Source organism: Chryseobacterium sp. GTID13 (assembly GCF_056172655.1).
On record NZ_JAOCMB010000006.1, the window covers coordinates 228083 to 240480 of the forward strand.

Sequence of the window (12398 nt, forward strand, 5' to 3'; positions counted from 1 at the left end):
TTATATTTATGTTTTTGTCTCTTCAAATTTCACAAAAACCGGAAAGTGGTCGCTGTATCCGCCTAAATACCGTGTACCGGCATAGGTTCGGAAGGGACGCCCTTCAAAATTTCTCATCTGGCTGCTTATTCTTTCAGAATTAAAAATATGGGCACTCTGAAAACTCAAACCATCATGAGCAAAAAGGGATTTTGACATGATTATCTGATCATACAACAGTCCTGACTTATAATGAAAAGTAGAATAATTTCTTGTTTGAAACAGCTCCTGAAAAGGGTTTACCAATACCTTCTCATGATTGTTATCGTAGAGAATTTTTACTAAATTTTCATCATCGGGGTTTTCGTTAAAATCACCACACAATATTACATGTTCTTTTTCGTCACTTACTATTTTCAAAATCCTTCCATGGATCTCATTAAGTATAAAGTCTCTTTTGGGCTTATTAATATCTTTTTCTCGCTTAGAGGGAAGATGGGCGATAAAAACATTAATAACAGTTCCTTTATATTTAACTTTAGAAAACAGTACGTCTCTGGTTGTGTCGTAATTCTCTGTGTTTTTTCTATTTATAATTTCAAAGAAGAAAGTAATGGTTTCTGAATCCATTATTTCCACTTTATCTTTATGATATAACATGGCTACATCTACCTTTCTTTCATCCATGGAATTGTAGTGAACAATCCCATACTGGGAATTAAAAGGTGCCATTTCTACCAGATCCTCCAAAACTTTCCTTCCGGAAACCTCAGAAAGTCCAATTAAAAATGGGAGTGTTCCATTTTCCTCCTTCATCAGCTGAAAAACATGTGAAATTTTAAAAAGCTTATTTCTATATCTTTTTTCATCCCAATTTTTCAAGCCTGACTTTGTAGGGTCTAATCTGTGAACGGGTTTGGGATCTGGCAAAAATAAATTTTCAACATTATAAAAAGAGAACATCTCCATCTGCAAAATTTGCTATCTTAAAATTATCTATTTCTTTTTCGTTGTAAATTTATTATTTTTTTCAAACTTCATTAATTTATTTATAATATTTTCAGATTAATATTATGCAAGTAATAGGTAAAAATTAATAAAAAATATCAATAAAAACACCTTTATACAGCAAAATTATTAATCAATTAAAATTATCACCACAAGAAATAAAATCAAAATAGTATATGCATACTAAATTAATAAGAAAAAAATAAAGGTGAAATAAAATATAACTAATAACTTTAACTTATTTCAGCTTAATACTGATTTTTATTCTTTTTTATCTGCAAAATCTCTTAAGAATGAAAAAAAGAATACTTTTTTTAACAGTTTTCGGTTATTATTTTAAAGCAGATCGGGGCGTTTTTCCTGAGTAATTCTTACGGCTTCATCATGGCGCCATTCCTCAATCAGAGCAAAATTTCCGCTCAGTAAAACTTTCGGTACCTCCAAACCTTTATAAACCTCCGGCCTTGTATAAATAGGAGGGGAAAGAAGATCATCCTGGAAGCTGTCTGTAAGGGCACTCTGCTCATCATTCAAAACTCCCGGAAGCAACCTTATGACAGAGTCCGCCAGCACACAAGCTGCCAGCTCTCCTCCCGTAAGCACATAATCGCCAATTGAAATTTCTTTGGTAATATGAAGGTCGCGAACGCGCTGATCGATGCCTTTGTAATGACCGCAAAGAAAAATCAGGTTATTTTTTATGGATAATGTATTGGCTATTTTTTGGTTCAGGGTAACACCGTCCGGGGTCAGATAAATAACTTCATCATATGCTCTCTGGGATTTAAGTTCAGAGATGCATTTATCCAGCGGTTCTATCATCATCACCATTCCCGCTCCGCCCCCATAAGGCTCATCATCAATCTGCCTGTGCTTGTTGACAGCCCAGTCTCTCAGGTGGTGGAAATGAACTTCCACTAAACCTTTATCCATTGCCCTTCTTAAAATAGAAGTCTGAAACGGACTTTCCATCAATTCGGGAAGTACGCTTATAATATCAATTCTCATTGTAAAGTACTGTTTTTCTTAGTAGGCGAAATAATTAATCTTAAAGAAGAGTCTTTATTGAAATAGCTCCACATCCAGTTGAAAAAGACGGCAAGCTTATTTCTTACACTCAAAATCAGCATCAGGTGCAGGAACATCCAGAAATACCATGCCAGGAATCCCTGGAATTTGATAAACGGAAGATCTACCACAGCCCTGTGCTTCCCAATGGTTGCCAATGAGCCCTTATCCTTGTACTCATACTCTACCCAGTCACGGGCATCTTTCTTCAGAAAATTCTTCCCTAAATTTTTTGCCTGATTAATGGCTACGTTAGCTACCTGAGGATGCCCCTGTGGATACTTTGGGGTTTCCATGTAGGCAATATCCCCTATTGCATAAATATTGTCGTAACCTTTTATTTTATTATATCTGTCTACTATATATCTGTTTTTAACCAATTTTTCTGCAGGAAACCCCGCAACTACATTTCCGGTAACACCTGCTGCCCAGATCACATTATTGGACGGAATGCTTTTTCCGCTTTTGGTATGCACTTTATCACCGTCATACTCAGTAACCACCTCTCCACTCATAAAGGTTACCCCAAGATCTTTAAGGTATTTCTCAGATTTCTCCTGTGCTTCACTGCTCATTACAGCAAGCGGTTTTTCTGTGGAGCTTACCAGGATGATCTTAAGCTGGTCGAAATTCATATAAGGATAATCCCTTGGAAGAATTTCTTTTTTCATTTCTGCAAAAGCCCCTGCCAGCTCTACCCCGGTAGGTCCGCTTCCTACAATAACGATATTCCAGTTTCCGTCATCGCTTCTGCTTTTCTCGAGAATCAGTTTTTCAAAGGTCATCAGCACATGATTTCTGATGCTTATCGCTTCCTGGGTGTTTTTCATCCCGAAAGCTCTTGCTTCCATGTCTTTGTTTCCAAAGAAATTGGTTTTGCAACCTGTAGCGATCACCAGTTTATCATAGGTAAACTCGGCTTCATCTGTGATGACTTTATTATTAACAGGATCAATCTCTTTTACCTCGGTAAGACGAAACTGTGTATTTCTGGATTGCTGAAAAATCTTTCGGAATGGGAAGGAAATATTGGAGGGTTCTATCCTCCCGCAGGCAACCTGATAAAAAAGCGGCTGAAACATATGATGGTTCACCCGGTCCAGAACAATTACCTTCTTGTTCCTGCCATTTAATGTTTTTGCAAGCTGCAGCCCCGCAAATCCTCCTCCTATAATGATGATCTTTTCGCGTGTTTCCATAATACACAAATTTACTGATTTTATTTAGCATTTAGTAGTGAAATAAGTTAGTTTTGCAAAACTTTATGTCACCAAAAAAGTATACCAAAAAAACTGCCAAAAAAGTACATGAGAACCGCCGGAAGAATTATTTTTTCCGCCGGAAAGTGATATTGGGTATTCTGATTTTAGCCTTGATAGGAACGGGATTTTACCTGAAGCAGTCCGTAAGCTATTACTATGCGCTGTACTTTAATAAATTCAACCATAAAAAGCTGCACAACACTGAGCTGGAAACGGCCAGAATCCAGAAAATCCTAACGGCTAATCTGGATAAAACCTATGGCTTCGATGTTTCCCATTATCAGAATAAGGAAGATATAAAATGGGACAGCCTGAGCATTGGAAATAAGACCATTCCCTTGGAATTTGTGGTGATGCGTGCTACGATGGGAAACCGTAATGCAGACAAACATTTTGATGAATTCTGGGTGAAAGCCCAAAAGCATCATCTGATCCGCGGAGCCTATCATTTTTACAGGGCTGATGAGGATCCTGTAATCCAGGCTAATAATTTTTTGGCTAATGTAAAGCTGGAAAGCGGTGATCTTCCACCTATCCTCGATATTGAAAAAATCCCCAAAAGGAAAACAAATAAAAAACTTGTGGAGGATCTGAAAGTATGGTGCAGGATCGTAGAGGAAACGTATGGTGAAAAACCAATCATCTACACTTATTATCATTATTATAAAGATTTCCTGAAAGGGGAATTTGATGGCTATCCTCTATGGCTGGCCAATTATAATGATGTGCCCTCTCCCACTCCTGATGACCAATGGGATTTCTGGCAGTTCACGGAAAACGGGATCGTTCACGGAATCAATACCAAAGTGGATCTGGATATTTATAACGGAAGCTCCTGGTCTTTGAAAAGGCTGACCCTTGATTAGTTTAGGATGGAAGCCAGAAGATGGGAGATGGAAGTTATTGTAGACGATCAATTTCTGTGAGTCATTCATATCTAAAAACGCCCAACTTCCCTCTCCCAGCTTCCTTCCATGATTTCTCATTTTCCCAAAAACTCTACTATATCTTCATTCAGTTCAGCAGCATTTTCAAAGGGAATCATATGGGTTGCATCTTTGTAGATTTTAAGTTTGGCATTGGGTATCTGTTTTGCTATCATCTCTGTATGATGCTGCTTGATCACATCTCGATCTCCGGCAATAACCAAAACAGGGCTTTTAATTTTGCTAAGTTCTTTTTTGCTGAGGTGAGGTTCATTCAGCATAATTTCCACCAATCTTTTTTCGTTGAATTTTTCAGGCTTATTTTCTATATCCAGTACTAAGAGCTGGTTTTTCATATGGGAAACAAGCCTTTCATCAACTCCTTCCGGGAAAGCATTGGCCCCGATTGCAATTACCTTATTACAATTTTCCGGATACTTCAGTGCAAATTCAAGTCCTGTAATTCCGCCGTCGCTCCATCCGGCAATATTTATTTTTTTCAGTTCCAATTTATCTGCAAGGGCTTTTACATCATCTGCAAATTGAGTATAGGTAAAAGATTTTTCGGAGGCGTCAACACTTCTGCCCTGCCCTCTTGTATCTATGGCAATTACTTTAAATTTCTTAGACAGAACCGGGATCTGCTGGTAAAAATCCTTGATGTTTCCTGAGTTTCCATGAAGAAGAAATAGTGGTTCTCCTTCTCCATAAATTTCGTAGTACAACTGTGTATCTTTTAAAGGAAGGTAAGCCCCTGAAGCATCATTTTTTCCGTAAACAGAATTATCGGATTCCATATTATATTTCGAAACATCAGAAACCAGACCTTCAAGATCGTCTCCCGATGCAGCTGATTCATCCTTGATATTTTTTGCTGATTTATCCACTTTTACATCGATGTTAATTGCCGGTGCTGCCAGCGTCATTTTCTGCCAGTCACCATAAAATTTTCTAATAAATCCTGTTCTGAAAAGAGCTGCACTGATCCTGATCCCTCCTTCAAATTCTTTTAAAAACTGAATTCCGATGAAGAATTTTCCCTGTACCCAGATATTACGATCATTAACATCCAGTGTATAAGTTCCATCTTTGATCATATCCTGTGTGAGTTCCACCGTTATTTCCTCGTCCAGGATATTCTGATCCGGGAAGCCGTTTTTTTCTGTATAAATACTGTACCTCATCACTACAGGCTTATCGGAGACGTAACTTGCAATATTAAGGTTGATATTTTTAATTTTGGATCTTTTGCTGGCGTTAAATTCCAGCGCTGTTTCACCAAGAAAATCTTCTTTTCTGAACTTGGGATTCACGGAATAGATAACACTTTTTGTTTTCGTATTCACTCCCCAGTTTTTATCGATCAGTTTTTTTAATTTGATATTGACTTCCTTAATATTTTTAACTTTTTCATTTAAAAATATTTGCATCCGGTCCTGCTTTCTGAGATTCTGTACTGTTTCAGAGTAAGGTTCATAGCCAGGAACTTCAATTCTGACCTTCTGTAAAGGATTAAACCCTGAAAGATCAATTGTAAAATTTCCTTTTTCATCGGAAACCGTACCTGCATTTTCTTTTTCTATTCCAATTTTCACATAAGGAATCGGCTTGTTTTCGTTTTTGGAAATCACAGTTCCGGAAATCATCTGTGCATTCAATGAATATGCAGCAAAAAGTGAGAATAAAATATTGAGTTTTTTCATGGGATCAGTTTGGTGCAAAATTCTTCATTTCATCCCTTGAATACTCCCAATATCTTATTAAATTTTAAAGCGCTTTAGTTAAACTTATTGTAAAACATCACTTGTTCGTGACAATATTTCTAAAAAAATTTAAAACTTTTACCTAAAGGATACTCATAATCTCCTCCCATGAATGCACTCTTTTGTAGGTTTCATTTTCTATCAGCTCATTGTGAGGCTGGGTGAAGATAAATTTTTCCCCTGCAAAATGATCCAGGTTTTTCGGATAATCGTCGATCATAATATCTCCATGAATCACTTTCTTACTTCCACACAATACAATCTGCTCCCAGCTGATAAAAGGAAAATGTTCTGCCAGCCAATCGAACTTTTCCCTTAAACTGTTGGGAAATTCCATTCCTGCAGAAACTATATACAAGTCATACTTGCTGTTGATATACTCTAAAGCTACTTTACTTCCCTCTATTACAGGCAGTGTCCTGAAAAACCCTACTTCATTGACATGTTTCTTCCCATTCGGAAATGCTTCAATTTCCGGCATTCCCGCAAGACCACTGATCTCAATTTCTTTCCCGGAATCTCTTTTCTCAAACTGTACAAGCTGATGGTAGACATCCGCCATTACCCCATCCATATCTACAATTACTTTTTTCATTATTTAATATGATTTGATATTATTTTAAGCATTAGCTCTTTCAAATTTACTAAATGTCTTTCCTGAAATTGAGGTTCCACCTATTAAATAAATATTAAAACCTAACCTTGGCCCGAATCCGGGATCAATAAAGAGTAGAAATCTGTAAAACTTTTCTAGTTACATTTTCGTATTTTTGCGGCTCGATTCAAAATCAATATCAAACTCTTACATTCCAATGAATTACGTTTCTGCAGAAAATCTTACTAAATCTTACGGCATCAAAGTTTTGTTTAAAGACATCTCTTTTCACATCAATGAAGGGGACAAAATAGCTATTGTTGCCAAAAACGGAAGCGGAAAATCGACTCTCCTGAAAATACTGATGGGGAAGGAAATTGCAGACAGCGGTACTGTAGTGATTAATAAAGACATTCAGGTGGTCCTGTTTGATCAGGAGATCGACTATAACCCGGAGCTTACGATTGATGAGTTCATGATGACTTTGGATTCGGAACCGATCCTTGCGCTTAAAAACTATCATAAATCCCTTCATTCAACGGATGATGCCTTTATTGAAAAAGCCCTGAATGATATGGAAGCTCACAAGGCCTGGGATCTGGAAAACGAAATGAAGCAGATTCTTTCCCAACTTAAGATCACAGATCTTGATGCTAAAATGGGAACTCTGTCCGGAGGTCAGGTGAAGCGTGTCGCCCTTGCAAAACTTTTAACAGAAACCAGAGCTGAGCATAAGCATACCCTTCTCATTATGGATGAACCTACCAACCACCTTGATGTGGAAATGGTAGAATGGCTTGAAAATTATCTGACCAAAGCAAAAATCACCTTGCTGCTGGTAACCCACGACCGTTATTTCTTAGACAGTGTCTGTGACATTATCTGGGAAATGGAGGATCAGAACCTTTATCTTCACAACGGATCTTATGCTACGTACCTGGAAAATAAAATGATCCGTGAAGATAATATGAGCGCTACCATAGACAAGGCGAATAATCTTTACAGAAAGGAGCTGGAATGGATGCGCAGACAGCCTAAAGCACGTACTACAAAATCAAAAAGCAGGATCGACGCTTTCTACGAAACTGAAAAAGTAGCTAAAACCGATACCCGCAAACAGGGACTCGAACTGGATTTTGAAATGAAACGCCTGGGGAACAAGATCCTTGAGCTGAAGAATATTGATAAAAGCTTCGGAGATAAAGTATTACTGAAAGACTTCAGCTATCAGTTCCAGCGTGGAGAAAAAGTGGGAATCGTCGGAAAAAACGGGGTTGGAAAATCTACGTTACTCAATATCATCCAGGGTTATGAAAAATTTGACAAAGGAGAGATTGAAACAGGAGAAACCATCTCTTTCGGATATTTTTCACAAAAAGGGCTGAAATACAAGGAAGATGAAAGAGTTATAGACTTCATCAAGGAAATTGCAGAATTTTACCCTCTTGCTAATGGAAAAAGTCTTTCCGCATCACAGTTTTTAAGGCTCTTCCTTTTTGACGACCAGACGCAGTATTCTCCTATTTCAAAACTGTCGGGTGGTGAGAAAAGAAGGCTGCACCTGATGTATATCCTTTACCAAAACCCTAATTTCCTGATCTTTGACGAACCTACGAATGATCTTGACCTTCCGACATTGACTGTTCTTGAAAATTTCCTTCAGCAATTTCAGGGTTCGCTGATTATTGTGTCGCACGACAGATATTTCATGGACAGGATTGTAGACCATATCCTTGCTTTTGAAGGAAATGGGAAGATTAAAGATTTTGTAGGCAATTTCTCAGAATACAGAGAAGCGAAAAGCCGCGAAGATGCTCTGGAAAAAAATACAGCTTCCAAACCGGAACCCATTAAAGAAATCATTGCAGCCCCTGAGACTTCCTCCGCTTCTTCCAAGAAAAGAAAAATGACCTTTAAAGAACAAAGGGAACTGGAAACCATAGAAAAAGAAATGCCTGAGCTTGAACTACAGCGCTCTAAGATCATGGATCAGCTTAATAATGAAACAGATTATGAAAAAGTGGCAAAACTTTCCGCCGAATTAGAAGCTGTTTCTGAAAAGCTGGAGGAATATGAGATGAGATGGCTGGAACTCCAGGAAATATAATGAGTGAAAGGGTTTGAGTGTTGTAGCGTTAATGCGTTAGAGCATTAGAGTGTTTTAGAATAGAAAGCTTTATTTTTCATACTCCAAAACTCTCCCACTCTCAAACCCTCTTACCTTATAAATACACTATTTTTCCATCTTTCGAGCTCTCCAGGGATGCGTCGATGATCTTCATATTCTGAACCACCTCTCTTCCCTGGGATGGCAATGCATACCCGAAAACGATATATTCATAGATCTGCTGGTAATAATCCATATAGTTTCCGGCCTCACTGGAAGTTAGGATTCTTTCGGTTTCTGAATTTTCATTTAAAAAATTTAAAATTCCATCTGTTCCCTTCAGAGGTTCTGTCCATTCTGTTCCATAAACCGGTATAGCTCCTGCTACCAGTTCGTTTTCCTGATTATCAGTTCTTTCCTGAAGAAAACTTCCTTTCTCTCCGTGAATGGCATACGCATAATGCGCTTCTTTGGTGAAGACAGATGATTTCAGCCTTACTCTCAGGTTATTTTTATAGTACAGCAGAATTTCAAAATAATCGTTCGCATATTCTTCTCCCTTCATGGAAAAGACATCAGCAAACAACTTCTCAGGATAACCAAAATACTGCACCGCCTGATCCACAAGGTGCGCTCCAAGATCATGAAGAGATCCTGAGCCTGTCTGCTGCGGATCTTCTTTATGCTGTTTACCGCTGGGCGTGGTACGGAATCTGTCGAAACGGATTTCTGCTTCTTTTATTTCGCCTAATTTTCCATTGTTCAATATTTTATGAACCTGAAGAAAATCACGGTCAAATCTCCTGTTTTGGTAAACACTTAGAAACAGTCCTTTTTGTTCTGCAAGCTCAACCAGCTCTTCGGCTTCTGAAACACTGACTGTAAAAGGTTTTTCAACAATGATGTTTTTACCTGCTTCCAGTGCCATCTTTGCATATTCATAATGGGTCTGCACAGGAGTATTAATGATCACCAGCTCAATATCTGCATTCTGAAGCATCTCTTCTACCGAATGGTAAATGGTAGCTTCCGGATATTTTTCTTTTGATTCTTCTTTACTTCTTTCTACTATAGCTGCTATAAAAAATCCGGGATGCTCTTTCAAAAAAGGGGCATGAAATACTTTACCGCTCATTCCAAAGGCACAAAGTCCTGCTTTTACTAATTGCATATGAATAATTTTTAACAAATATATTCAATAATCTGCAGCCGGAGAGCTTTTGGTATTGATCAGAGGTTGGTCACATGTGTAGAATATGATAAAAATCATTTTATTGTTTTTATTAATTCTAAATTAATCTTTTTCAAAATTCTTATTTTTGCCGCTATTTAAAACTAGTCTACATAAAAATAAAATGAATAAACAGCTTGTAACTTTAGGATTTTTACTGGGTACCTTGTCTTTAAGTGCTCAATTGAAAAATATTGAAGCCGATACTATCAGGACCCAAACAATTGAAGACATTAACCTTCATAAAACCGGAAATCCAAACCAGGCAAGAACTTTATCCACAAAGTCCAGCCTTACAGTAATGGAAAATCCTCAGGCTATTTCTATTGTGACTCATGAAATTATTGAGCAGCAGCAGGCGAAACAGCTGAGCGATGTACTTCAGAATGTAAATGGAATGTACATTACTTCATCAAGAGGGAATTCTCAGGACAGTTTCGGAGGACGTGGTTTCATTTTAGGAAACGATAATATCTTCAAAAACGGTGCAAGAATCAACAGTGGTGTTTTCCCTGAAGTAAGCGGGCTGGAAAGAGTTGAAGTATTGAAAGGAGCCAATGCTATGCTGTACGGAAATACAGCTGCAGGTGGAATTATCAATATGATTACCAAAAAGCCAAAGTTTAATTTTGGGGGAAGTATAGGATTGAACGGCGGAAGCTGGAATTCTTATAAGCCGACCGTTGATATTTACGGTCCTCTATCCAAAAACATTGCTTTCAGAGTAAACGGTGCTTACGAATATGCCGAAAGCTTCAGAGATGTTGTTCAGTCTGAGAAATATTACTTTAATCCTTCATTTTTATTCAATTTAAGTCCGAAATCACAGTTGATTGTGGAGGCAGACTACCTTAAGAATAATTTCACTCCGGATTTCGGGATCGGTTCTATTACAAATGCTGACAAAAGTTATTCTATGAACAATTTATTGTCAAGAAATGCTTTTTTAGGAGCAGACTGGCAATATCAGAATGTAGAACAGTTATCTACGAATGTAACATTTATCCACCAGTTCAGTGAAAAATGGTCTTTAAACGCTACCGCATCTTATCAGAACTATACCAAGGACTATTTCTCAACGGAAAGAGTGCAATGGGAATATGCAGGTAATCGTTTGGCATGGAAAAGACCTTTGAACAGAACTTATAATGAGCAAAATTATACTTCATTGCAGGCCAACATCAATGGAGAGTTCAATACGGGAAGTGTAAATCATAAAGTTTTAATCGGGGCAGATGCAGATTATGGGTTGGCAGATTCCTATACCTATTATGATCCTACGATTGCTGATCCAAAGAAAGCTGTCTATGGCAGTTCTTTCCTATTCGGTACAAATGGAAATCCTAACGGACTTGTTTATCTGGATGATCCGTCTACATGGGCAGGAGGTACAATGCCAACTTCAGAACATGTTGCAAAATTTGAACGTACAAGAATTCCTACTCAAAGAATTGGGGTATTTGCTCAGGACTTTATCAGTATTTCCAAACAGTTCAAAGTATTGGCAGGTTTAAGATGGTCTTATGTAGAAAACAAAAACACCAGAAAAGAGAATTTTAAGGATAATACCCAGCCGGATGTTCCTTTTTCAAGCTCATCAGATATGGCAGTATCACCTAAAGCAGGTATTGTATATATGCCTAATGACAATTTATCAGTATTCGCAACCTATACCAATTCCTTTTCAAACAATGTGGGTCTCGACAGAGAAGACAGAAGACTTAAGCCTACCTATATAGATCAATATGAAATCGGAGCAAAGAAAAATCTCTGGAATAATGCTTTAGCATTCAACCTTACAATTTACCAGATCTTATATAAAAATTATTACCAGGTTGCTTTAAATGACGCAGGGGTGCAAATAGATCCAAACGGGCTTTTAAAAGATTTTGCCGGAAAAATGAGAAGCCGTGGTATTGAGCTTGACATTACCGGAAACCCAACTGAAAACTTATCTATTATAGGAGGATTTTCTTACAACAACTCAGTATACCTGGACACTCCCGACGATTTTGGATATGTTGAAAAACAAAGAATTGTGAGAACGCCGGCTACTACTGCCAATGCATCCGTATTCTATAAATTTACAAGATTTGCCAAAGGATTAAAAATTGGGGCTGGAGCTTATTATATAGGCAATCGTCTGGCAGGATGGAATGATACCAAAACAGGAAGCAATAGCTTAGCTGCCAGAAACGGAGTAAGCAGAATATTTGAATTAAAAGATTATACAACAGTAACCGTATCCGTAGGCTACGAATGGAAGAAATTCTCTATCCAGGGAAAGGTGGGCAACCTGTTTGATGTTGTGAACTATAACGTGCATGAAAATTACTCAGTTAACCCAATCACACCAAGAAACTATTATTTTACATTAACGTATAAACTATAGAATTAAATATAATTTCAGTATTCAAAGTGGAAACTGCATTGCTGCAGCTTCCGCTTTTTGAATTATA

9 protein-coding genes are annotated in these 12398 nt (G+C 37.7%); 3 read left to right on the top strand and 6 right to left on the bottom strand.

Annotated features, from left to right (window positions below; all coding sequences use genetic code 11):
* Positions 1–6: 6 nt before the first annotated feature.
* The 3 genes from N4G44_RS17290 to N4G44_RS17300 all read right to left on the bottom strand — a co-directional run bounded on the left by N4G44_RS17290 (position 7) and on the right by N4G44_RS17300 (position 3254).
* A complete protein-coding gene (locus N4G44_RS17290; RefSeq protein WP_474928533.1) occupies positions 7–948 on the bottom strand; it encodes an endonuclease/exonuclease/phosphatase family protein in 942 nt (313 codons plus the stop codon).
* A gap of 375 nt (positions 949–1323) precedes the next feature.
* Positions 1324–1995 (bottom strand): tRNA (guanosine(37)-N1)-methyltransferase TrmD, encoded by a 672-nt coding sequence (gene trmD / locus N4G44_RS17295; protein WP_474928534.1) that lies wholly within the window; start codon positions 1993–1995, stop codon positions 1324–1326.
* Entirely contained in the window at positions 1992–3254 is a 1263-nt protein-coding gene (locus N4G44_RS17300) for an NAD(P)/FAD-dependent oxidoreductase (protein ID WP_474928535.1), read from the bottom strand. Before N4G44_RS17300 ends, trmD begins: the two co-directional genes overlap by 4 nt.
* 65 nt (positions 3255–3319) lie before the next feature.
* Between N4G44_RS17300 and N4G44_RS17305 the strand changes: the two genes are divergently transcribed.
* Positions 3320–4183: a glycoside hydrolase family 25 protein gene (locus tag N4G44_RS17305; RefSeq protein WP_474928536.1), complete on the top strand. Its 864-nt coding sequence runs from the start codon at positions 3320–3322 to the stop codon at positions 4181–4183.
* A 116-nt stretch (positions 4184–4299) separates the two neighbouring features.
* On the opposite strand, the gene N4G44_RS17310 is transcribed toward N4G44_RS17305, so the two are convergent.
* Entirely contained in the window at positions 4300–5946 is a 1647-nt protein-coding gene (locus tag N4G44_RS17310; RefSeq protein WP_474928537.1) for an alpha/beta fold hydrolase, read from the bottom strand.
* A 142-nt stretch (positions 5947–6088) separates the two neighbouring features.
* Positions 6089–6601 carry a 5' nucleotidase, NT5C type gene (locus N4G44_RS17315; RefSeq protein WP_474928538.1) on the bottom strand — a complete coding sequence of 171 codons (513 nt, stop codon included), beginning with the start codon at positions 6599–6601 and terminating at the stop codon, positions 6089–6091.
* Between the two features lie 217 nt (positions 6602–6818).
* On the opposite strand from N4G44_RS17315, the gene N4G44_RS17320 reads away from it, so the two are divergent.
* Entirely contained in the window at positions 6819–8708 is a 1890-nt protein-coding gene (locus tag N4G44_RS17320; RefSeq protein WP_474928539.1) for an ABC-F family ATP-binding cassette domain-containing protein, read from the top strand.
* 115 nt (positions 8709–8823) lie between these two features.
* Here the strand turns inward: N4G44_RS17320 and N4G44_RS17325 are convergent, their stop codons facing one another.
* A complete protein-coding gene (locus N4G44_RS17325) occupies positions 8824–9879 on the bottom strand; it encodes a Gfo/Idh/MocA family oxidoreductase (RefSeq protein WP_474928540.1) in 1056 nt (351 codons plus the stop codon).
* A gap of 184 nt (positions 9880–10063) precedes the next feature.
* Here N4G44_RS17325 and N4G44_RS17330 point away from each other — a divergent pair, with 184 nt between their 5' ends.
* Positions 10064–12331, top strand: coding sequence for a TonB-dependent siderophore receptor (locus tag N4G44_RS17330; protein ID WP_474928541.1), 2268 nt, complete (start codon positions 10064–10066; stop codon positions 12329–12331).
* Positions 12332–12398: the final 67 nt, after the last annotated feature.